The 22,773-nt window shown below is 42.5% G+C and carries 23 protein-coding genes, 2 tRNA genes, 1 rRNA gene, 1 other RNA gene and 1 other annotated feature; of the genes, 17 read left to right on the top strand and 10 right to left on the bottom strand.

Going from position 1 to position 22,773, the window contains the following annotated elements:
• Positions 1-41 precede the first annotated feature (41 nt).
• The 4 genes from pdxT to proC all read left to right on the top strand — a co-directional run bounded on the left by pdxT (position 42) and on the right by proC (position 4,145).
• Positions 42-632, top strand: a complete 591-nt coding sequence (gene pdxT / locus BLR82_RS10755; protein WP_074599201.1) for a pyridoxal 5'-phosphate synthase glutaminase subunit PdxT — start codon at positions 42-44, stop codon at positions 630-632.
• 30 nt (positions 633-662) lie between these two features.
• Positions 663-872 (top strand) — a binding site (T-box leader).
• Positions 873-1,288: 416 nt separating this feature from the next.
• Positions 1,289-2,563: a serine--tRNA ligase gene (gene serS, locus BLR82_RS10750; protein WP_074599200.1), complete on the top strand. Its 1,275-nt coding sequence runs from the start codon at positions 1,289-1,291 to the stop codon at positions 2,561-2,563.
• Between the two features lie 116 nt (positions 2,564-2,679).
• A tRNA-Ser gene (locus tag BLR82_RS10745) sits at positions 2,680-2,772 on the top strand.
• 524 nt (positions 2,773-3,296) lie between these two features.
• Complete coding sequence (gene proC / locus BLR82_RS10740; protein WP_074599197.1) at positions 3,297-4,145, top strand: pyrroline-5-carboxylate reductase; 849 nt, start codon at positions 3,297-3,299, stop codon at positions 4,143-4,145.
• A 69-nt stretch (positions 4,146-4,214) separates the two neighbouring features.
• Here the strand turns inward: proC and BLR82_RS10735 are convergent, their stop codons facing one another.
• Together BLR82_RS10735 and BLR82_RS10730 are read right to left on the bottom strand one after the other, a co-directional pair.
• Positions 4,215-4,895: a deoxynucleoside kinase gene (locus tag BLR82_RS10735; RefSeq protein WP_026568940.1), complete on the bottom strand. Its 681-nt coding sequence runs from the start codon at positions 4,893-4,895 to the stop codon at positions 4,215-4,217.
• Positions 4,892-5,533, bottom strand: coding sequence for a deoxynucleoside kinase (locus BLR82_RS10730; RefSeq protein WP_074599195.1), 642 nt, complete (start codon positions 5,531-5,533; stop codon positions 4,892-4,894). Before BLR82_RS10730 ends, BLR82_RS10735 begins: the two co-directional genes overlap by 4 nt.
• Before the next feature lie 216 nt (positions 5,534-5,749).
• On the opposite strand from BLR82_RS10730, the gene BLR82_RS10725 reads away from it, so the two are divergent.
• Positions 5,750-5,822: transfer RNA gene (locus BLR82_RS10725), tRNA-Arg, on the top strand.
• 405 nt (positions 5,823-6,227) lie between these two features.
• Positions 6,228-6,512 carry a UPF0715 family protein gene (locus tag BLR82_RS21605; protein ID WP_074599193.1) on the top strand — a complete coding sequence of 95 codons (285 nt, stop codon included), beginning with the start codon at positions 6,228-6,230 and terminating at the stop codon, positions 6,510-6,512.
• Between the two features lie 402 nt (positions 6,513-6,914).
• Here BLR82_RS21605 and BLR82_RS21035 read toward each other — a convergent pair whose 3' ends face one another.
• From BLR82_RS21035 to BLR82_RS10700, 5 genes are all read right to left on the bottom strand, one after another.
• Positions 6,915-7,076, bottom strand: a complete 162-nt coding sequence (locus BLR82_RS21035; protein WP_175486792.1) for a hypothetical protein — start codon at positions 7,074-7,076, stop codon at positions 6,915-6,917.
• Positions 7,077-7,078: 2 nt separating this feature from the next.
• The gene (locus tag BLR82_RS10715; RefSeq protein WP_074599190.1) at positions 7,079-8,320 is read right to left on the bottom strand and encodes a Ger(x)C family spore germination protein; all 1,242 of its coding nucleotides are present in this window, start codon (positions 8,318-8,320) and stop codon (positions 7,079-7,081) included.
• Positions 8,317-9,408: a GerAB/ArcD/ProY family transporter gene (locus BLR82_RS10710; protein WP_175486791.1), complete on the bottom strand. Its 1,092-nt coding sequence runs from the start codon at positions 9,406-9,408 to the stop codon at positions 8,317-8,319. Before BLR82_RS10710 ends, BLR82_RS10715 begins: the two co-directional genes overlap by 4 nt.
• Positions 9,409-9,429: 21 nt before the next feature.
• Positions 9,430-10,905 (bottom strand): spore germination protein, encoded by a 1,476-nt coding sequence (locus tag BLR82_RS10705; protein WP_245693784.1) that lies wholly within the window; start codon positions 10,903-10,905, stop codon positions 9,430-9,432.
• Positions 10,906-11,112: 207 nt separating this feature from the next.
• Positions 11,113-11,646 carry a YceI family protein gene (locus BLR82_RS10700; protein ID WP_074599186.1) on the bottom strand — a complete coding sequence of 178 codons (534 nt, stop codon included), beginning with the start codon at positions 11,644-11,646 and terminating at the stop codon, positions 11,113-11,115.
• 360 nt (positions 11,647-12,006) lie between these two features.
• On the opposite strand from BLR82_RS10700, the gene acsA reads away from it, so the two are divergent.
• The 3 genes from acsA (at position 12,007) to BLR82_RS10685 (ending at position 15,279) form a co-directional block, all read left to right on the top strand.
• Positions 12,007-13,722, top strand: coding sequence for an acetate--CoA ligase (gene acsA / locus BLR82_RS10695; protein ID WP_074599184.1), 1,716 nt, complete (start codon positions 12,007-12,009; stop codon positions 13,720-13,722).
• 207 nt (positions 13,723-13,929) lie between these two features.
• A complete protein-coding gene (locus BLR82_RS10690) occupies positions 13,930-14,442 on the top strand; it encodes a type 1 glutamine amidotransferase domain-containing protein (RefSeq protein ID WP_074599183.1) in 513 nt (170 codons plus the stop codon).
• A gap of 78 nt (positions 14,443-14,520) precedes the next feature.
• Positions 14,521-15,279 (top strand): DUF3891 family protein, encoded by a 759-nt coding sequence (locus BLR82_RS10685; RefSeq protein ID WP_074599181.1) that lies wholly within the window; start codon positions 14,521-14,523, stop codon positions 15,277-15,279.
• 1 nt (position 15,280) lies between these two features.
• Here the strand turns inward: BLR82_RS10685 and BLR82_RS10680 are convergent, their stop codons facing one another.
• The 3 genes from BLR82_RS10680 to BLR82_RS10670 form a co-directional block, all read right to left on the bottom strand.
• Entirely contained in the window at positions 15,281-15,892 is a 612-nt protein-coding gene (locus BLR82_RS10680) for a DUF421 domain-containing protein (RefSeq protein ID WP_074599179.1), read from the bottom strand.
• Between the two features lie 123 nt (positions 15,893-16,015).
• A complete protein-coding gene (locus BLR82_RS10675; RefSeq protein WP_074599177.1) occupies positions 16,016-17,305 on the bottom strand; it encodes a glycoside hydrolase family 18 protein in 1,290 nt (429 codons plus the stop codon).
• Between the two features lie 71 nt (positions 17,306-17,376).
• Positions 17,377-17,910, bottom strand: a complete 534-nt coding sequence (locus BLR82_RS10670) for a cysteine hydrolase family protein (protein ID WP_074599175.1) — start codon at positions 17,908-17,910, stop codon at positions 17,377-17,379.
• Positions 17,911-17,989: 79 nt separating this feature from the next.
• Between BLR82_RS10670 and tadA the strand changes: the two genes are divergently transcribed.
• The 8 genes from tadA to BLR82_RS10630 form a co-directional block, all read left to right on the top strand.
• The gene (gene tadA / locus BLR82_RS10665) at positions 17,990-18,463 is read left to right on the top strand and encodes a tRNA adenosine(34) deaminase TadA (RefSeq protein WP_074599172.1); all 474 of its coding nucleotides are present in this window, start codon (positions 17,990-17,992) and stop codon (positions 18,461-18,463) included.
• A gap of 96 nt (positions 18,464-18,559) precedes the next feature.
• An RNA gene (gene ffs, locus BLR82_RS10660) (signal recognition particle sRNA large type) lies at positions 18,560-18,825 on the top strand.
• A gap of 133 nt (positions 18,826-18,958) precedes the next feature.
• A complete protein-coding gene (gene dnaX / locus BLR82_RS10655; RefSeq protein ID WP_074599170.1) occupies positions 18,959-20,650 on the top strand; it encodes a DNA polymerase III subunit gamma/tau in 1,692 nt (563 codons plus the stop codon).
• 15 nt (positions 20,651-20,665) lie between these two features.
• Positions 20,666-20,989 carry a YbaB/EbfC family nucleoid-associated protein gene (locus tag BLR82_RS10650; protein WP_074599168.1) on the top strand — a complete coding sequence of 108 codons (324 nt, stop codon included), beginning with the start codon at positions 20,666-20,668 and terminating at the stop codon, positions 20,987-20,989.
• Positions 20,990-21,001: 12 nt separating this feature from the next.
• The gene (recR, locus tag BLR82_RS10645) at positions 21,002-21,598 is read left to right on the top strand and encodes a recombination mediator RecR (RefSeq protein WP_074599166.1); all 597 of its coding nucleotides are present in this window, start codon (positions 21,002-21,004) and stop codon (positions 21,596-21,598) included.
• A gap of 59 nt (positions 21,599-21,657) precedes the next feature.
• On the top strand, positions 21,658-21,873 hold the full coding sequence (locus BLR82_RS10640) for a YaaL family protein (RefSeq protein ID WP_074599163.1): 216 nt from the start codon (positions 21,658-21,660) through the stop codon (positions 21,871-21,873).
• A gap of 70 nt (positions 21,874-21,943) precedes the next feature.
• Positions 21,944-22,207: a pro-sigmaK processing inhibitor BofA family protein gene (locus BLR82_RS10635; RefSeq protein WP_074599161.1), complete on the top strand. Its 264-nt coding sequence runs from the start codon at positions 21,944-21,946 to the stop codon at positions 22,205-22,207.
• A gap of 327 nt (positions 22,208-22,534) precedes the next feature.
• Positions 22,535-22,773, top strand: a 16S ribosomal RNA gene (locus BLR82_RS10630); the annotation flags it as partial.

The following is a 22,773-nucleotide window of genomic DNA, read 5'->3' as shown; positions in this document are numbered from 1 at the left end:
TTTTCTTTAGACAATAAAACCTCTAAAAGGAGATATGCACCATGATAAAAATAGGGGTATTAGGCTTGCAAGGTGCTGTAAGGGAGCATATTGATTCCATTCAAGCATCTGGAGCCGAAGGCATCATCATTAAGAAAAAAGAACAGCTGGAAGAGATCGATGGCTTGATTCTTCCGGGCGGTGAGAGTACAACGATGCGTCGTCTGATTGATAAATATGACTTTTTTGACGCGTTGGTCGCCTTTGGAAAACAAGGCAAGCCTATTTTTGGTACGTGTGCTGGCTTGATTTTATTAGCTGGAGAAGTTGTCGGCCAGGAAAAGGCTCATTTACAGCTGATGGATATGAAGGTAGAACGAAATGCATTTGGTCGCCAGAAGGAAAGCTTTGAGGCTGAACTACCGATAACAGGGGTAGCAGATGATTTTAATGCGGTCTTCATCCGTGCTCCGTTTATCCGTGAAGCAGGTGAAGATGTCGAAGTGCTGGCTGTCTATAACGAGGCGATTGTGGCGGCGAGACAGGGACATTTCCTTTGCAGTGCTTTTCATCCTGAACTGACCGATGACCATCGTATGACAGCTTATTTTGTCACCATGGTGGAAGAATCGATGAAAGAACTTGCATCTTAACGAGTTTTTCGCTATTCTAATCTATAATAATCCAATGTAATGATAGGAAATAGTAACAAGAAGCCTTTCGTCAGAGAGCCGGTGGTTGGTGAAAACCGGTGGGAGGTCCTTGTGAATCCATCCTTGAACAGGTGTGCCACAATGCGCACCCGGCAAACGCCGTTATCGTAAGTGAGCCGGAAGAAATTTTACATTTCTTCAATAAGGGTGGTATCGCGGGATCAAACTCCCGTCCCTGTAACAATTCAGGGACGGGAGTTTTTTAATGTTTCGGCATTCTTTAATAATGAACAATTTAACGTCTTGTTAGTGAATGATTAGAAGTATGCTAATCCAGCGCTGCGTAAATACCCTGCGCTTTCCGCGGGCGGCTGGTGAGCTTCCTCGAGCAAACGCTCTTTGGAATCTCACCGAGGCCTTTCCTCCGCTATGTGCTTACTTTACTAAGAAAACACCCAAATGGGGTCAGCTGGTATGCCTAGAGAGTAACACTTCTAGCGTAGGTACATACACAGAATTCTGTGGGAACAGCACGCTTCCTACACAATGATATGAGAAAACTGCTCAAGTAAGTTCACAGTGTATGTTTCTTTGCATGAAAGAATTATCCTTTCGCAACACCCTTTTTGAATGACTATATGAAGGAGGACTAACTTATGTTGGACATGAAATACTTACGTAACAATTTTGCAGAGGTGAAGGATAAACTAAAGCACCGTGGAGAGGATTTATCAGAGTTAGATAAATTCGGTGATTTGGATGCGAGGAGAAGAGAATTGATTGCTGGCACAGAAGATCTGAAGGCAAAGCGAAACGATGTCTCGAAGCAAATTGCCGAACTAAAAAAACAAAAGCAGGATGCAGATTCTTACATTAAAGAAATGCGGGAAGTAGGCGAAAAAATCAAAGCCTACGATGCAGAACTGAAAGAAGTGGAAGAGAAGTTACAATCCTTGCTGCTGTCGATTCCAAACATCCCGCATGAAAGTGTGCCTGTCGGGGAAGACGAAGAAGACAATGTGGAAGACAGGAAATGGGGCGAGGTGCCTTCTTTTACATTTGATGCGAAGGCCCATTGGGACATTGCAACCGACTTGGATATCCTTGACTTCGAACGGGCGGCGAAGGTGACGGGAAGCCGCTTTGTATTTTACAAAGGTCTTGGTGCCCGGCTAGAACGTGCATTGATTAACTTCATGATGGACTTGCATGCAGAAGAACATGGCTACGAGGAAATGCTTCCTCCGTACATGGCCAATCGTACAAGCATGACAGGTACTGGCCAGTTGCCAAAATTCGAAGAAGATGCTTTTAAAGTTGCTGATACCGACTACTTTTTAATTCCGACAGCTGAAGTGCCGGTGACGAATTATCATCGGGATGATATTCTGTCGGTGGAAGACTTGCCAAGAAAATATGTGGCTTACAGTGCATCTTTCCGTTCCGAGGCTGGCTCTGCCGGAAGAGATACAAGAGGGCTGATCCGACAACACCAGTTCAACAAGGTGGAATTGGTCCAGTTCGTAAAACCGGAGGAATCTTATCAAGTATTGGAAGAACTAACCGGAAATGCTGAAAAAGTGTTGCAGTTGTTGAAGCTGCCATACCGGGTGATGAGCATGTGTACAGGTGATCTTGGTTTTACAGCTGCCAAAAAGTATGACATCGAAGTGTGGTTGCCAAGCTATGATGATTACAAAGAAATTTCTTCTTGTTCTAACTTTGAAGATTTTCAAGCGCGTAGAGCCGGCATCCGCTTTAGAAGAGAGGAAAAAGCAAAACCAGAGTTTGTCCATACGTTGAATGGATCAGGTCTTGCAATCGGCAGAACCGTTTCAGCCATCCTGGAAAATTACCAGCAGGAAGATGGAACGGTAGTGATTCCTGAAGTATTGCGGCCATATATGGGCGGCAAAGAGGTAATCCAATAACCATTTATTAATAACCGGAAAGTCACTTGGCAAAAAAACTTCCCGGTTGCAAGTAAAATCTAGATTTGATAGTTGACATCAATTTAGCCAGATGGTATATTAATTGATGTCGACACGGAGGATTACCCAAGTCTGGCTGAAGGGAGCGGTCTTGAAAACCGCCAGGGGCTTCATCGCCCGCGGGGGTTCGAATCCCTCATCCTCCTCCATAATTTAATTCACACGCAAACAAATTGGAGATTATACAGAAAAAATCGTTACCTGCGTAACGGTTTTTTTATTTTGACCAATTAGCATAAGCTGTGGTTTTGCTCTATTCTGTGGTTAGTATCTATGCAGAATAAGTCGACTCCCTTGGTAAACCAATTTTTTTCACCAGACTAGTTGTTATATACCTTGACAGAAAACATTTTTCCAAGCATAATACATAAAAATAAACCATTGCGAAGAACAGGCCAGTAAATAATGGCAGGCGTCAGAGAGTGGGATCCACCGGCTGAAAGATTCCATCGCTCATGCATTATTGAAACCTACCTGGGAGCTGTCAGGCAAGAAAACTGACCGTAGCCGGCGTTAACGGTCCGAGCGGGCACTCTGTTTCACATGGAACAATGCCAACCAAGGTGGTACCGCGGATGACAACCCTCATTCCGTCCTTATGATATAAAGGACGGGGTGGGGGTTTTATGTTTTGGTTAAAATAATATGGCATCTATTCAAGGAGGAGATAGGCATGTTTAATAAAATTGCGTTTATCGGGGCAGGTTCGATGGCTGAGGCAATCATGACTGGTATATTGGCTAAAGGATTTTTACAAGCAGATCAAATCTGGGTGACCAATAAAGAAAACAAGGAACGACTGGAACGGCTGAAAAACGTCTATCATGTTCGTTGTTCCACTGATAAGGAGCAGATTGTCCAGGGAGCGGATGTCATCATTTTGTCCATGAAACCGAAGGATATTACGGAAGCGATAGAAGGAATTAAAAAACATGTAACGGATGAACAGATTGTCGTATCTGTGTTGGCAGGTGTTTCAACGGGATATATCTCGGAACAGTTGGAAAAGAATTGTCCGGTCGTACGGGCGATGCCGAATACATCTGCTACCATCGGCTATTCTGCAACAGCCATAGCAGGGGGAAAGCAGGCAGGACAGGAGCACATTCGTTTGGTGGAAACCTTGTTCCAAACGATTGGCACAACGACCGTTGTCGAGGAGGAAGATGACCTTCATACCATCACGGGACTATCTGGAAGCGGGCCGGCATATATTTATTACTTTGTCGAGGCAATGGAGGATGCAGCTGCTGAAGCCGGGTTGAAGCCTGAAATTGCCAAGGAATTGATTATCCAAACCCTTGTCGGTGCTGCGGAAATGCTGAAAAACTCGGATGAACAGCCATCTGCCCTGCGCGAAAAAATCACCAGTCCAGGCGGAACGACACAAGCCGGTTTGGAAACATTGGAAAAGTATAAATATCAAGAAGCGTTGATGGCATGTATCAAGCAGGCAGCAGCACGTTCGATTGAGCTGGGGAGTCCCTATCAGGCAAAAAATGATGCGAATAAGTTAAAGTAAAGGGGCTTGCCAAAAAAGAATATATAATAAAAAAGAGTCGGACAAACAAGTGTCCGACTCTTTTACGGTTTAGGTTAATTGCCCGGATTTCCACTTACGGGATTGCTGGATGAAGTGGCCGATCTTTTCCAGTACTGGTTCGATCGAACTTTCGTCATTCATCAAGTCGTAGTCGGCAATGTTGATTCGCAGGATAGGGCAGGAATTGAAATTGTTAATCCAGTTCTCATACCGCTTGAACATTTCTTCCCAATAAGCGATGGGAGTTTGCTGTTCCATCGGGCGGCCGCGCTCTTTGATTCTTCCCAGTATATCATCAAAAGAACCCTCTAAATAAATCAGTAAATCAGGGTGCGGGAAGTAAGGAGTCATGACCATTGCATCAAACAAACTTTTATAAGTCTCATAGTCGACTTGAGACATGGTTCCTTTATCGTAATGCATTTTCGCAAAAATGCCGGTATCTTCATAAATGGAACGGTCTTGAATAAAGCCGCCTCCGTATTCAAATATCCGTTTCTGCTCCTTGAACCGTTCAGCGAGAAAATAAATTTGCAGATGGAAGCTCCAGCGTTCAAAATCGGCATAAAATTTATCCAGGTATGGGTTGGTATCTACTTTTTCCAGAGACGTCCGGAAGTTCAGAGCGTCCGCCAAAGCGTTGGTCATCGTCGATTTTCCCACTCCAACCGTACCGGCTATTGTAATGACACTGTCATTCGGAATGTTATAACGTTCTCTTAAGTTCATTTGACTACTTCCCCTTTTCTCAAGTGCTCTTCAACTGTATAAATAATCCGATCGAGATCATCCTGGTGTTTAACAAAGTCCAGATGGTCGCCATTCAAACGGATGACCGGAATGGATGGATTCATTTGTTCAAACTGATCCATGAAGTCATTGTAATCCTGTGAAAGCTGCTCCAGATACGCCGGCTGAATATTCTGCTCTACTTCCCGACCACGCATTCTTATCCGGTCTAACAAGGTTTCCAGGCTGGCGTCCAGGTAAATCATCATATTTGGCTGCGGCATATCAGCGGTCAAAATATCATAAATCTTTGCATACTTATCAAATTGCTTTTCTTTCAGTGTACGCTTGGCAAATATCATATTTTTCGATATGTGGTAATCGGCGATGACAGGCTTGTCCCGATTTAAGTATTTGGTTTCGATATCCTCCAGCTGCTTGTAACGATTGCATAAGAAAAACATTTCCGTCTGGAAGCTCCATTCTTCTATGTCATCATAAAATTTGCCCAGGAATGGATTTTCTTCAACTATTTCTTTCAGTAAATGCAATTCAAAATGCGCAGCAAGCTTTTTAGCAAGCGATGTTTTGCCTACCCCGATGGGTCCTTCTACAGCAATAAAAGGAAGTTGTCCCATTTCTCCTCCTCCAATCATCAAGCAAGGTGCTAATCTATATTCAGTCTAAGAAAGTACGTTTTTCGTTATTATTCGACAGACAGATACCATTTTATCACATCAGCAGCAGTCTGGAATAGTCTTCAGTAAAATTGTCATGTTTTTCCCTTTTCAAGAGGAGAAGTATTTTGTATAATAAGTAGTGCTTCCATTTTTGCAAAAGCTAAATTGAATAGTGGCTCCATAGCTCAGGGGATAGAGCAATGGTTTCCTAAACCATGTGTCGCAGGTTCGAATCCTGCTGGGGCCATACCGAAATACACTTATGTACCAAGGATTAAGGGCATTGTCTAAAGCAGGCAATGCCCTTAATGTTTGCAAATCGCATACATTTTGCTAACCATTGAAATTGAGTTAATAATTTTATTCCTTATTATGCTTACTTTTTTGATTCCCATCATCTTGAAAAATATCGTTCTTCTTTTTGACTGAGGCTTGTTGTAATCAGGGTTTACATGCGAATAAGTATCCAATTAATTTTGAAACTAAGTTCTAGGAGCTCTTGCCCTGTGGATTATATGTCATTTAATGTCATAATAGGGGCAGGAGGGAGATATATGAAAAATTATATATTAACTATAATTTCTTCAGCTATTACTTTCGCTATTATTTACATTCCCACTACTTTAAGAATAGGTGTGCTAACGAGGGGTTTTTGGATATCTTTACCACTTTGTACGATAGTAACTTCTTTATTTTTTTGATAACAGCACTTCCGCTTTCATTACTTTTAAATAAAAGGAAAAAGAAGTTTAGCATAATAGACTTAATCCTATACATGGCTGGGGCTTTAATTGTTATGCAGATAATTGACGATAGTCTGATATTTAGAATGGTGGAAATGACAGGCGAAAAGTTAAAGAAGGAGACTGGGTTGTATACATCGTATGGTTTACTGCAGGCTGTGGTTATTGGTTCTGGAATTCCTTACATAATTTAAGAAGACGGATGGATAAAGTTTATTAAGAGGAATCGATTAATAAAGAAGACTCAAGTCAAATACTTAAATAAAGTAGGCATTTCCATCTATCTGCTATACCTCCTGGTTACCAGTGAGGATAGGTTTTTCTATATTTTCCTCCGATTCCTACTAGGCATGGAGCATTTTTTCATGTTTCGGTAGCATCATTTTATAAACTTCCTATTTTATTGAATCACGATTGTTTATCAAATCCCTCTTCATTTCTTCTAAAGGGGTTCTTATTTACGGTAAAGACGTGATTTCTGCAAGATTTCTGCAAGATTGTTCCTGAGGAAAAAAATTTTGGATAAAGGGGCTGTTTTTCTCGTATAACGGCCCCTTTTTCACAAATAGTCTTAAAATCATATATCGTTATGTTTGTTATAGTTTAAAAAATAAATAGGGAGAAGCCAGTGCAGTAATGACTAGACAACCAACGGCAATCGCACCCTGTTTATTTCCTTCCTTATAAATAGTACGTGCAAAGGAACCACAATAAAAAGCGATATACAAAGAGAAAAGCGTTATAATGATTGTTCCCATCCCTAATCCCTCACTTCCCCGATATTGGAATCATCGATCATTTTGCCAAAGTATAGTTGTTTCAACTTAAAATCGACATTAATTTCTGCATTTGGGTAAATGTTGTGATTCCAGTCCGCTTTTTCGTACTCCTCGATCGTCGAGAAATATTTCCTTATATATAAGGACCAGTAAAAAACGTCTGTTTTGTATTCTTCTTGTGTTTTTTTTATTAAGTTATTTGCTTCCTCCTCTGCAAACTTGGGAATATATGCTTCAAGTAATGACCGGTTTTCTCCATTCTGCGAATAATCGACAAGACTGGGAATCCCGATAACTTCAATCGAAAACGGAACGGTTATATTGATTTTTGTTGGTTGGTCTTTCTGGTAATCAATCTCCACATCGATAGGGCGGTCTTTTGTAAAATTAGCTGCAATCCGGTATTTTTTATTTTTCGGGTCTGGATAGGTACTATATAATGCTTCCATTTCCATCGTGTCATCAAGAATGTTGGCTATCCTTGTTTCCTGACCACTGAGAACATCAATCATTTTTCCTTCTTTAAATACAGCTGAACCCATGAATTGTGTCGGATTTCCCCCTTCTATTGGAATTTGACCGGCAATGTATTGATCTTCATTCCCCTCTATTTTTTCTTCCGCATGTTGTGTAGTAGCATAAATAGCAAGGAAAGCATCTGCATCCCCTTCCGTTATCTGAAAAAATCGATGGATATCTGCTTCTGGGATAATCCCTGTTTCTGTCGCACGACTAAGCATGTACTGATAGTATTTATGTGGGCGGGTTTCCAGTAAAGGCTGGTTATTTTTTAAAAAGTCACTCGCGTTTTCCTTTGAAACAATAATCTGCACTGAGCGCCTTAGTTCGGTTGTTCTGGCAGCAGCCTGGATAAGTCGCAGAAATTCGCCGGATCTGGCAAGTTCTTCAGACACAACCACCACTTTGGTATGGTCTAGAGCAATTTGTTTGGTCATAACTGAATTAGCAGTGTCTTTCGTCGCAATTAGATCGTTTCCTACAAGGGTGACGGTTTCTCTTGGTTCCTCTTGTGATCCGCCACTGGAAATGGTACTGCCGACTTCCGGATTTGCCGCTTGAAAGGTAATACGAAACTTGCCTTCTACATCTGTCTTATCGATGCCTATGGCTATCACGTAAGTCTGCTGCTCTACTTCAATTTGATCGTAGCAACCAGTTAACGGTACGAGAAATAGTATTAGCAACCATATCCTTTTTCTCATCGTCGTAAATCTCCTTTGATTTTGGCTACCAACCATAGTAAAACGGGAAAACCAACGAAGAAGGGAGTAATCATGTTCATGAATGATGACTTGAATACGAGTTCATTTATCACGGCATTTTCTGGAACCATCCCGGCTACAATCCCGAAGAAAGCAAACGGAAGGATTAGTGGTTCGAACTCTTTTATATTAAAGACTGCACCGAAAATCCATGAAATAAAGTACAAATAGATCATGTACTTGATAAACGCGGCAAACAGCCAAAAAATCATGAAGAATGTCTCGATATTGGTAAAAAAATCGCCCATATCGACATACTGGGTCAATTCATGAAAGGGGAATGCCACTTTATCAATCGAATTGTAATCAAATGTGGTGCAGTAAAGAAAGAAAAAAAACGTCATCTCAATAAAAACGAAGGCGAACCCGCTCAGCACACCTAATCTGAACTTTTTTGAGCTGTCAAAGGAGGTATAAGCCATGGTCAGCAGGAACACATCAGAAAATATCGATGCCTTTTTGGCTCCTTCGATCACTAACGGCTTCAGTCCATTACCGAAAATAGGAAATATTCGATCGGTAATTGTCTCCCGGAAAATCAAAACTGCGAGCAATAACACAGATGCTTTAATGTAAAATAAGAATATGTAAGAGGCAGATCCTATTGTCTCCAGTCCTCTTTTTGCCCCATAGAAGGCGATTGCAAACAAGATGAAGAAAACAAAGGGAGTGGGGGAATCCGGGAAATAGAGCAGTTTCAACTGCTCCGTATAACTTCTGCCTTCAATCGCCATCAAAACAAAGAAAATCAGAAATAAGAGGAAAGCAATGACTTTACCTATATGACTTCCTAAAACGTCTTCCAAAAGCTCTACCAGGTTTTTATCCTCATATTTCTTTAACAGGTAATACAACAAAAGAACAGAAGGCAGGATGACAACTAATGATATAGAAGGCATCAACCACATAGCATTTGCTCCCGTTTGGGCAAACAGAGAAGGGGTAGTGTTCGATATTTTTACCCCTATCATCAAGATAATCATGGCAAATGCTTCTCTGGACCTTAGCCTGGATTCTTTTTTAAACAATGTCATCCCTCCTGTTCTCTGTTATCCTTTTTTTCTTAAGTCTTTCGGTTTTATTTGTCCAGGCCTGAAGTATTCATTTTTGATTATCTTCCTGAACACTGTATCGTTAGTTGATTTGTAGCTTGGAGACAATGGTGCCAAAAAGGGCACGCCAAACGACCGCAGGGATGCCAAGTACATCACCCATAATAAAAATGCCCCTGTCAGACTCAACATTCCGAAAAAGGAAGCTGCAAAAATAAACAGGAATCGAGTTATCCGAATGGTGAAATTCATGCTGATATTGGCCACAGCAAATGAGGAAAGCCCCGACAATGCCACAACGATAACTACAATCGGGCTGACGATGTTTGCTTCTACGGCTGCTTGTCCAATGATCAAAGCTCCTACGATGCCGATAGTCGGTCCCAGAGGATTAGGTATTCTGAGTCCAGCCTCTCTTATTAACTCAAAGGATATTTCCATAAGCAGGACTTCAAAAACAACCGGAAAGGGCACTCTTTCTCTTGCACTGACAATAGCTAAAAGCAAATCGGGTGGAATCATTTCACTATGATAGTTGGTTACGGCTACATACACGCCTGAAACTAGTAAAGAAATCAAGAAAGCTAACAGACGGATAATCCTGGAGAAGTTCCCGAATAAAAATCGTAAGTAACGATCCTCTTCAGAGTGAAAAAAAGACCAGAAGGTAACCGGTAAAACCAAACAGGCAGATGAGTTTTCCATCATTAAAACAATATATCCATCTTCCAGATAAGAGGCCGCACGATCGGGACGTTCTGTGTACAATAAACTTGATACAATTGAATAAGGGCGTTCTTCAATATATTGCTCGAGGGACTCAATGTTTCTGACGTTATCCACGGACAACTGATCAAGCCGTTCCCTGACGTTTTCCAGGATCTCATTGTTTACCACGTCTTTGACATACATGATGGTGACATCGAGCTTCGAGCGATTGCCCACCGGTTTTGCTTCAGCTATCAATTGTTTATCATGAAATCTCTTACGTACTAATGAAATATTGACATTTAAAGACTCTGTGAAAGCCTCTTTTGGCGCTTTTACTGCATTCTCATTCTCTGGTTTTTCAATCCCACGGTGTTTAAAGTCGGCTACGTTTACAGAATAAGCCGTTTTACTGTCTTCTAGTAACAAAACAACGTTGCCGCTATTTATATCATCTATAATGCTGTCAAAATCAGTTAGTTCCTTGATTGCTTCAAGGGTAATAATCGAAGGTAAATTTTCCCCTTTGGCCTCGAGTAATGGGCGGATAATACCCTCATGAATCTTGGTGCTGTTGACAATCGAAGAGTAAAAGAATAGTTTTATCCGCTTATTTGAATACCTTGCAGTTATTTCGCGAGTTGAAAAATCTTTATTAAGCTCAGAGGAAAATAGTTGTTTGAGATGGGTTGTGTTTTTCTCCAGGTTTCTACTCAAAGGTACCTGTTTGTTGGCTTCCGCGTTTTTTTTTCCCTTAAAGAACACAAAATCACCTCTATTCGTTATACTGCTCCCTATTGTTTGTAGAAATGGATAAATTATAAATATATTTTTCATTTATCCTTACGAAAGAGGTGAGGATTTTAAGTGGAACTGAAACAGCAGAAAGAAAAAAGCGGTTAATTGGATTGGATGTTTTATTAAACAAAAAAAGCATCCACCAAGTAAATGGTGAATGCTTTTCCATCTTTATTATGCTTGTGTAGTTGCTTCCAACTCGATAGAAACTTTGATATCGTCGCCGATAAGAACGCCGCCGGTTTCCAGAGCAGCATTGTAAGTCAGACCATAATTGCTGCGGTTGATTTTGCCTTCGCCGCTGAAACCATAAACTTGGTTGCCCCACGGGTCTTTGCCGCTTCCTTCAAAGTCTACTTTAAATGTTTCCTGGCGAGTCGTACCGCGGATAGTCATATCGCCAGTAACCTCGTATTCGTCATCTCCGACTTTTTTCACGTCTGTCGACTTAAAGGTGATTTTCGGGTTGTTTTCAATATCGAAAAAGTCTCCTGACCGCAAATGGGTATCACGCTGATCGTTGCGGGTATCGACACTGTTAACATCAATCACAAATTCAACGTCAGCAGTAGTCAAGTCTTCTGGGTCAGCAGCAATTGTGGCTTCGAAGTCGTGAAAAGTACCTTTCACTTTTGATACCATCATATGTTTTACCGAAAAATCAATGCTTGTGTGGGTTGGATCCACATTAAATGTCTGTTTTGCCATTTTCTCTTGTTCCCTCCATTTTTAAAAATAATAACTTTAAGAGCGTTATTTTTAATGATTAGCTTACTTTATGTAAGTAAGTATATATTAGTAAATCTTAAACGTCAACCATTTTATTTCGAAACTAGGATAATTTTAATTTTATCAAAAGATTCTCCAGTCACTCGGTAACAGCAGCTTATTGGAAACAGGTTGGGGGTTTTCTCTTTAAATTATTCACTAAATCGTCTAAAATAGGTAGTAATTAAAGGAATTTTTCAAAAATTTAATAAACAAAACAAAGAGGACATAAGGTGTAGAGGTAGTAGAAAAGGGGTATTTTTGAAATCGTTTGCAAAAATTTTCGGATGAGGTGATCTAATGGATATGCAACCTATTGCAGCTCGTGAAGGAAACCATAATTTAAAGGATTACGAGAAAGCACGACAGTCATTTGACTGGGAAGACGTAAAAAAGGAATTTAGCTGGTACGAAACCGGCAAAGTGAACGCAGCCTACGAAACGATCGACCGACATGCTGAAAACCCTGCCAAGAAGGATCAAACAGCATTGATATACTCCTCACCAGACAGGGAAGAGACATTAACCTTCCATGAATTAAAAACAATGAGCAATCAGTTCGCTAATGTACTTAAAAAGCACCATGTCCAAAAAGGAGACCGAGTCTTCTTGTTTATGCCGCGTAGTCCGGAATTCTATGCGAGTTTCTTCGGTATTCTGAAGGTTGGTGCTATAGCCGGCCCGCTATTTGAAGCTTTTATGGAACAAGCGGTTCGTGACAGGCTGGATGACAGCGGGGCTTCGATGCTGATTACGACGCCTGAACTGCTCGAACGGGTTCCGCAGGAGGAGTTACCGGAGCTCAAGAAAATTGTGCTAGTCGGGTATAACGAAGAATCGGACGAAAAGTACATCGATTATTTCCATGAAATGGAGCAGGCTTCCGAGGAATTTGAAATAGAATGGGTTGACCTCGAAGATGGCATGCTTCTGCACTATACCTCTGGTTCAACCGGGAAACCGAAGGGAGTATACCATGTTCATAATGCGATGATTCAGCATTATGCAACAGGAAATTGGGTGCTTGATTTGAAGCAAGATGACATTTATTGGTGTACGGCAGATCCAGGCTGGGTTACCGGAACAAGCTACGGGATTTTTGCACCATGGTTGAATGGAGTGACGAATGTAATCCGAGGTGGTCGTTTCACTGCAGATTCTTGGTATGAAACGATTGCTAAAAACAATGTTACGGTTTGGTACACGGCCCCGACTGCGCTGCGGAAGCTGGTGAGCGCTGGAGAGCAGACGGCGAAAAAATATGACCTTTCTTCTCTTCGACACGTCTTGAGTGTCGGCGAACCGTTGAATCCGGAAGTAATCACCTGGGGCGTCAAGGCGTTTGATTTGAGAATCCATGACACCTGGTGGATGACCGAGACAGGAGCGATGTTGATTGTTAACCTTCCGGATATGGATATTCGCCCTGGATCAATGGGTAAACCGATTCCTGGAGTTGAAGCTGCCATCATCGATAACGAAGGGAATGAGCTGCCACCTAATCAAATGGGCAATCTGGCAATCAAGCAAGGGTGGCCATCAATGATGCGCGCGATATGGAAAAACCCTGGAAAATATGAAAGTTATTTTATCAATGGCTGGTATGTGTCAGGAGACAGTGCCTATAAAGATGAGGATGGGTACTTCTGGTTCCAGGGAAGGCTGGATGATGTCATTAATACATCCGGGGAACGGGTTGGGCCGTTCGAGGTGGAAAGTAAATTGATTGAACATCCAGCTGTTTCGGAAGCTGGTGTCATCGGGAAACCGGATCCGGAGCGAGGAGAAATCATTAAAGCTTTCATCACGTTGAATGAAGGATACGAGGCAAGTGATGAACTGGTTGAAGACATTCGAAAGTTTGTCAAAACCGGACTAAGCGCACACGCTGCGCCAAGGGAAATTGAAGTCAAGGACACGATTCCAAAGACAAGGAGCGGGAAAATTATGCGCCGGCTTTTGAAATCCTGGGAATTGGGTCTGCCGACAGGGGATACTTCGACTTTAGAAGAATAGGCTAACAGGCACCGGGAAATTAATCCCGGTGCCTGTTATTTTATTGAAGAAACCGGGCGGTAAATTGCTGCTGCAGTAAGATACTTACCGTCCGCATTCCTCAGCGATTAGCACTTGAATCTTCCATATTGTGTTTAATCTCCAAATGCGAGGGTACATTATTGGTGTAACCGTAAAATCCTATTGTTTTAAAGGAGTGTTGTTACGATGAGTAAAATTGCTTGTGTACTGACAAACATGTTTGAAGATGTGGAATATACGGATCCTGCCAAAGCGTTTAAGGATGAAGGGCATGAAGTAGTAACCATCGAAAAGGAAGCTGGTAAGCAAGTCACCGGCAAACAAGGAGAAACAAAGGTGACGATTGATAAAAGCATCGATGATGTCAATCCTTCAGACTTTGATGCCCTGTTTATCCCTGGTGGATTCTCTCCCGACCAATTGCGCGCAGATGAACGCTTTGTTTCTTTTGCAAAACACTTTATGGACGAGAAGAAACCAGTTATGGCCATATGTCATGGTCCACAGCTGTTGATTACAGCTAAAAAACTGGAAGGACGCCAGGCAACTGGGTTTAAATCCATTCAAGTAGATATGGAGTATGCAGGTGCCGACTTAAAAGACCAAGAAGTCGTCGTTTGCCAAAATCAGCTGGTAACCAGCCGTCAACCGGATGATATCCCAGCTTTCAACCGTGAGTCATTAAAAGTATTAGCATAAATGAATGGAGTAGAGGTTGTCCAAAAGGGCAGCCTCTTCTTTAGCTTATACCTAACTGGTAAAAGGAGCAGAACAATCATGATAGTAAGAAGAGAAGATGATCAGTGGGAAATCATTAAACAGCATGATCATGCATATTTATCCTTTCAAATTGCAAGCCATTGGAAAAGTGATGCTTTTCCGCATCCAGCGTTAAAACAGGATGTGCTTTATGCAATCCGACACCATGATCGTGCCTGGATTCCGCTTGATCAACAGATTGTTTGGAATGTCGCTGAACAGAGGCCTTATGATTTCACCGATTATCCTTTGGAAGAAAAGCTTCTTGCATACAGCCGGGGCATTGATCAAGTTGCTGAGCAGACCCCTTATGGAGCTATTCTGTGCAGTATTCATTATGCCTCTTTTTTTGCTACTAACAAAGGGGGTAGCCCACGTATTGCTGCGTTTTTGCATCACGAACAGGAGCGAAGACAACGCTTAGCCTCTTCTTTAACAGTGGCCTCGCTTGAGGAGGCAATTCAAAGTCATTACCGCATCCTGCAATTTTGTGATGATTTATCCTTATATGCGACATTGAATCCCCCTGGTGCGAAAAAGTCGGAAGAAATCGGCTGGTTCAGGGATGGATTTCGTCAGGAATTCCGCTTTGCTCCGCACGGGATGATGGCGCAATGGCTGACAGACTCGGACATACAGGTTAAACCGTTTCCTTTCATTTCGGAATTTGAAGTAAAGGTACCGGCCGCACGTGTTTCTCTTGAATCTTCACAAGCAGCGGTTGAATGGGTAAACGGCTCAAATGATTACCGGATTTTCCGTTTCTCTTCCGGCTAAGTCATTTAAGTTTTTTTGAATGGTCTGTTTGATGGTTGGCAGTGATTTCCTCAAAAAGATTCTGTTGAGATGACTGTTTTGGTTGCTGTGTGCTGTCCATCACAGCCGGGTTCAGCATGCTGGGGTGAATCATTTTTTTAAATTCCCCAACGGTGAGAGGACGGGCATCTTCCTTTAATTCATATCCAAGCTGGCCATTCGGTTCAATCGTTGCCGTTTTGATGGCGGATAGGTTGGAAATCCCTTGCTGCCGAAGAAACATTTCGAGTTGGTCGACTGTAAGCCGGTTCTTGTTTAAATTTTTTATTTCCAGTTGTCCGTTTTGAATGACGATCTTTGATTTGCCGGTAATAAATTTTTCCACAACATTGAATTTAAGTTGAAGCCACTCGATAACAATCAGCGTGAAAACAAATATGGCGGCGACGATAATCGTGCGTATTACGCTTCTTTCCACAATTGGTTGAATGATAACCGAACCAATCGAGATCATCACCACAGTCTGTGCCAATGTCATTTGCGAGATGGATTTTCTTCCGGAAATACGCAGCAATAATATTCCTGATAACACCAAGATCACCGATCTAAATACAAACTGGAAGTCCAGATTCATGTCATCACCTTTTCTTTCTATCTTCTGATGTTTTTAGTGTGAGCAGCTTCCAGTAAATTTAACAATGGTATCAATAGGTAAATCAAAGAGATGGTTCCACAAACAAAAAAACCAGGATGCAGATTATCCCGGTTTTACGATGTCAAAGTTTGCGTCAAGCAGCTGCCAGTTTTGGGGAAAAGCCAATCCCAGTTTCCAATAGCTAATCCCGCGAAGTCCCAGTTCCTTGATTAAATCGAACTTGGCTTGAATGGATCGAGCGTCTTCAAACCATACTTCGTGTCGGTTTCCTTCATCATCTGTATAATTAAAAAATGGAGCTTGATCAGTCTCGTCATACTCAATGGCAACATTTTCATTTCTAGCCAGTGTGATTGCCTGCTGGGGGCTTAGTGCTTGGGCGTACTCGCCGCCTGGCTCGAATGGCAATGTCCAATCGTAGCCGTAGAGGTTTTGACCGAGCATGATTTTTTCTGCGGGCATTTCGGTCAAAGCATATTCTACCACTTCTCGTACCGGCCCAATCGGTGATACAGCCATAGGAGGTCCGCCGCTATATCCCCATTCATAGGTCATCAGGACAACAAAATCGACAATTTCTCCATGGGCGGCATAGTCATGGGCTTCATACCAAGCACCTGTTTGTTCAGCGCTTGTCTTCGGAGCGAGAGCGGTAGACATCATTAATCCCGCTTCGCTCAAACGTTGCTTCGTCCTTCTTAGAAAATTGTTATAATCCTCACGGGTATCCGGCGGCAGAAATTCAAAATCAAAATGGACGTCTCGATACCCGCCAGCTTCCGCTGTGCTGAGAATTTCATTCAACAGCGTGTTCTCTACTTGCCGGTTCGTTAAGATTTCCCTGCCTAATTCTGCGCTAAATGCACCCTCTTCCAAGTTAGTAACTACCAGTACCAGACCGGCGTTGTTATTTGCAGCAATCTGCCGGAAGTTATCTAGCGGTGGAGGGGTCAGGGTACCGTCCCGGTTTATCTGATAACTGAATGGGGATAAGTAAGTAAGGTATTGTGTATTTTTCTCTGCAGCATTGATCAGTGTATCCGAGACTGTTTCCCCGTAAGGTTCGATATAGGCATTTACTTCGGTCCTGGTTTTAGGCTGCTGGGGAATATATAGCGGAAATCCTATTTGAAGTTCAAGATTGGGGGAAATATTGTTAGCATTGGCAAGTTGTTGTACAGACACCCCGAACCGCTGACCGATCGAATATAAACTGTCACCGGGTTGGACATGATAAATATTTCCCTGAAGCGGTACTACCAATGCTTGCCCGACCACTAAATTGCCGGGAGCATCCAACTCATTTGCTGCCTGCAATGATGCTACGGTGGTGCCGTACATCATGGCTATGGCATACAAGGACTCTCCCGGCGCAACCACATGGATTTGCACATTCCATCCTCCTCTGTAAATAACGTTATTCTCCGTTATTATCCTATGTGGAGAGGAAGGAACATATTCTATTAGACAGGATCAATATCGGCGCTAAGTTTTTCAGCCATTAGTGTGAGTGCTCGATCGTTCTGTTGATCCTCATTGGAGGCAATACAGTTTTTTGGTACACTGATAGTATATTCACGCATATGAGCATCGTTGGCCGTAAACAGTACACAAAAGTCACCAGCAACCCCGGTGATGATAATATGATTTACGTTTAATTCTTTCAAAAGGGATTCGAGTGCTGTACCGTAGAACCCGGAATGCTTAGGCTTTATTAGGAAATAATCATCTGGTGCAGGCTGCATTTGATCGATGATTTGTTTGTTCTGTTCATTCCGGCAGTAATCACTGACTTTTTGAAAGTCCGATTGCCAAATACCATAATGATCATTTACATAGATAATAGGGATAGACTGCTGAGTTGCATATTCTCTCAATTTTTTAAGATTGGGGAGGATTTTCTTGGTGTTTTCCAAGAGCTGTGGGCCCTCCGGAAAGTCAAAATCATTGATGATGTCTACGATGACCACAGCGGCATCGTTTTTGCTTACATCCATGTTTCCACTCCTCTCTTCCTTCTTATTATTTATCTTTTTTTTGCTGTTTGAAACCTTCTAATGAAAAGTGGGATGACTAATGGACGATCAATATTATATGGAACTGGCCATCATGGAAGCCAAAAAAGCAGGACAATTGGGAGAGGTACCGATAGGTGCGGTAATCGTTCATGAAGAACAAATAATTGCTGCTTCCTTCAATCTGCGAGAGTCCCTTCAGACAACTGCCTCTCATGCTGAGTTGATAGCAATTGATAAAGCAAATGAAGTAATAGGGAGCTGGAGACTTGAAAATTGCACCCTTTATGTTACTTTAGAACCCTGTCCGATGTGCGCGGGAGCGATCATTCAATCTCGTATTCCCAGAGTTGTATTTGGCGCATATGATCCCAAGGCAGGTTGTGCGGGGACTTTGATGAATCTGCTGGAAGACGACCGGTTTAATCATGTGGCGGAAGTTCGCGGAGGGGTATTGGAAGAGGCATGTGGACAGCTGCTGACCGAATTTTTTCGTAATCTCAGACAGCAAAGGAAGCGGAATCGCGGTGGTTGAAGAAGGCTTCCAGTCTCTACCTATTGCAATTATCGAGAAAAGTCGTTATACTATGAATTGCGCTATTAAGCGCACCAATAATCGTTAGCAAATTTGTCGTGCTAGGTGGGGAGGTAGCGGTGCCCTGTACTCGCAATCCGCTATAGCGAGGCTGAATCCCCATCCGAGGTAGTATGACTTTAAGGTCTGCCTTAAGGGATTGGTGCTGACACCCGGGTCCTGCGCAACGGGAACCCGTGAACCCTGTCAGGTCCGGAAGGAAGCAGCAGTAAGCGGTACTTCCTGTGTGCCGCGGGGAAGCCCGGGTCGAGCCATGAACTTGAGTAACGCTTAGGGTCGTACTATCGAAGATGGGTGCACGGCTTTACTTATATAATGAATAAATGAAATGGAACCTCTTGTCTTAGGACAAGAGGTTTTTCGTATAGAAGGTTTCCAACTGTAACATAATTCAGTTATAATTAAGAGAGCAATGAAAAAAGGGGCAAGTATTGAATGAGCTATCAGGCACTGTATCGAGTTTGGCGTCCAAAAAGCTTTTCTGATGTCGTCGGACAAACCCATATTACCCGTACATTGCAAAACGCCATTGTCCAGCAGAAGTTTTCGCACGCCTATTTGTTTTCGGGGCCGCGTGGTACAGGGAAGACCAGTGCTGCCAAGATATTTGCGAAAACCGTAAACTGTGAACATGCACCGGTTAAAGAACCGTGTAATGAATGTGCGGCATGTCTGGGAATTCAGGATGGTTCCATTTCCGATGTGATCGAAATCGATGCTGCATCAAATAACGGAGTGGAGCAAATCCGTGACATTAGAGATAAAGTAAAGTATGCGCCAAGTGCGGTCGCTTACAAAGTCTATATTATTGATGAAGTCCACATGCTGTCGATGGGTGCTTTTAATGCCTTATTGAAAACATTGGAAGAGCCTCCCAAGCATGTCATTTTTATTCTGGCGACAACGGAACCGCATAAAATACCGTTAACCATCATTTCCCGATGTCAGCGGTTTGATTTTAAACGGATTACTCCCTCGTCGATTGTAGAACGTATGCAGACAATCATTGAAGCAGAAGATATCAAGGCAACCCAGGAAGCCTTGGAAGCCGTGGCGCTTTCTGCTGAAGGGGGGATGCGGGATGCGCTCAGTTTACTGGACCAGGCGATATCTTACAGTGAAGATGAGGTTAGTCTGGAGGATGTCCTGGCAGTGACCGGTTCGGTCTCCCAAGAAAAATTGACGCTAGTGACTGAGGCTATGTACCGACAGGATATTCAACAGGCATTGCGCTATGTGGATGATTTAATCCAGGAAGGAAAAGAGCCTGGCCGCTTTGTATTTGATCTGATTTACTATTTACGCGACTTATTATTGTTTCAAAGTGCTCCTGATTTAGAGAATATTCTGGAACGTGCTTTGCTGACTGATAGTTTCAAGAAGCTTGCTGAGACAATCGATGCAGGGTGGATACAGGAAGCGATCAGGCAATTAAATGAATGCCAACAGGAAATAAAGTGGACGAACAGTCCCAAAGTATTCATTGAAATAGCTGTACTGAACATTTCTGATCAGCAAAAAGCTGCTGAAGGGCCGTCTTCAGAAGTAGTCGATAAATTGACTCGTAAGTTGGCTCAGCTAGAAAAAGAAATGCAGGAAGTGAAGAAAAACGGTGTAGCGGCACAACAGGTTGAAGCTTCTTCGCCGTCACAAACTCGCCCGCAGCCAAGAACAACAAAAAACAGCTATAAAGTTCCGTTTGAGCGAATTCGCCAAGTATTGGCGGAAGCTTCTAAGGCAGAGTTGAAGAATGTCCAGTCGCAGTGGGCCAATTTCATGAATATGCTGAAGAAACAAAGTGCGCCTGCCCATGCGACGATTCAAAACAGCAAGCCCCGGGCCGCATCTAACCAGGCGCTAGTTGTAGCGTTTAAGTACGAAATCCACTGTTCACTTGCTTTAGACCATAAACAAACGATAGAATCATTATTAGCGGAGGTCATCGGTAAATCATTGACGGTGATTCCGATACCAGAAGCGAATTGGCAGGAATTGAGAGAAGAATACGTCAGCAAGCAAAAACGGCAGGAAACGGAAGAACAAGGAGAATCCTCTCAGGAGGAAGATCCGCTGGTTGCCGAAGCAAGAAAGCTTGCCGGTGACGATTTATTAGAAATACATGATTAATAAGGAGGGATTTCCATGCGTGGTGGTGGAAATATGAACAAAATGATGAAACAAATGCAGAAAATGCAGAAGGATATGATGAAAGCCCAGGAAGAACTTCAAGAGATGAGTTTTGAAGGTACTGCCGGCGGGGGAATGGTAAAAGTAACAGCCAACGGCAAAAAAGAAATTACGGATATTCAACTAAACGAAGAAGTGGTGGATCCGGATGATGTGGAAATGCTTCAAGATTTAATCTTGGCTGCTACGAATGATGTACTGAAACAGGTTGAAGAAAAAACGAATGATACAATGGGACAATTCACGAAAGGGTTAAATATGCCTGGAGGAATGTTCTAGGAGGCATGCTTCATGTATTACCCAGAACCGATTTCAAAGCTGATTGACAGCTTTACAAAATTGCCGGGAATTGGACCGAAAACGGCTGTCCGCCTGGCCTTTTTTGTATTGAATATGAAAGAAGACGATGTTTTAGATTTTGCAAAGGCATTGGTCAATGCAAAAAGGGAGTTGACCCATTGCTCGATTTGCGGACATATTACCGATCAGGATCCTTGTTCGATTTGTCAGGACGAGACGAGGGATAATTCGGTAATTTGTGTCGTACAAGATCCAAAGGATGTCATTGCCATGGAGAAAATGAAGGAATTTGGCGGTAAATATCATGTCCTGCATGGAGCTATCTCTCCTATGGATGGAATTGGACCGGAGGACATCAATGTTCCGAGTTTAATCAATCGTCTAAAGGATGAGGAAGTAAAGGAACTGATCCTTGCCACCAACCCGAATATTGAAGGAGAAGCAACTGCAATGTATATCTCCCGCCTGGTGAAACCTTCCGGAATAAGAATCACCAGAATCGCCCATGGACTCCCAATGGGTGGAGACTTAGAGTATGCGGACGAGGTAACTTTATCTAAAGCGATGGAAGGACGGAGAGAATTATAAATTCTGTCCGTTTAGTACGTATTTTAGATAGATAGAGAGAAAGAGGATAGGTGATTAGAATGATTGGCGGTAAAAAGATAAAAAAGAGTCAGGTGGATGAGCAGTTGCTGGATGACATTTTTAAATCAAAGGAAGAATGGAAAAGTATTAAGTCAATCATTGAACGGAGTGTCGAACCAAGCGAGCACGGTGTTTATGAACTGATGGTTGCCGAGGCGAAATACTTTTACTTGCTACGGGAAGCGAGGATACGTAAAGTCAGTGCGATGAGATAATTTTTGTTCTGTTTGCTTTTGTTTGTTCATATCTATATATAGAAAGGGACAAGCAAAAGGAGTGGAAAAAATGAATCCAGCGGTCATTATAACAAGTATGGTTGTGTTAATTGCCTTACTCCTAGTTCTCGGAGCACCAATCAAACCTTTACGTTTTGTGGCTCAGGGATCAGTGAAATTAGTGATTGGTGTATTGTTTTTGTTTTTCTTCAATGTATTTGGTGCTTCTATAGGCCTTCATTTGCCGATAAACATATACACCGCTCTAATAACCGGTTTTCTAGGAATACCTGGCTTGGCATCATTGGCAGCTATTCATCTATTTATCTTCTGAAAACAGTTTCCGATAATTGGGAACTGTTTTTCTATTGCGTACGCATCTGTGACATGTTATATTATGAAAGTTGCATTAGACAACAAGCAACAAGCGAAAAACATATTGACTTCATTCGGGTTAATGTGTTATATTAATTAAGTTGCTGTTTTGAAGGAAACAACAAACAATTAAAAAAGTTGTTGACTTCATTCTAGTAAACTGATATAATAATTAAGCTTTCGATGAGACGGTGTGACAACTTGATCTTTGAAAACTGAACAAAACAACCAGTATGTCAAGCAAGATATACAAGCTAGTTTTTTGAACGAGCAAGCAAGCTCAACTTTTATGGAGAGTTTGATCTTGGCTCAGGACGAACGCTGGCGGCGTGCCTAATACATGCAAGTCGAGCGCGGGAAGCAGGCGGATCCCTTCGGGGTGAAGCCTGTGGAACGAGCGGCGGACGGGTGAGTAACACGTGGGCAACCTGCCTGTAAGATCGGGATAACTCCGGGAAACCGGGGCTAATACCGGGTAATACCTTCCTCCGCATGGAGGAAGGTTGAAAGGCGGCCTTTTGGCTG

The organism is Sediminibacillus halophilus, from assembly GCF_900103695.1.
Taxonomy (GTDB): Bacteria; Bacillota; Bacilli; order Bacillales; family Amphibacillaceae; genus Sediminibacillus; species Sediminibacillus halophilus.
Note: the sequence above shows the minus strand (reverse complement) of the source record. Positions and strands in the feature narration are given on the sequence as shown.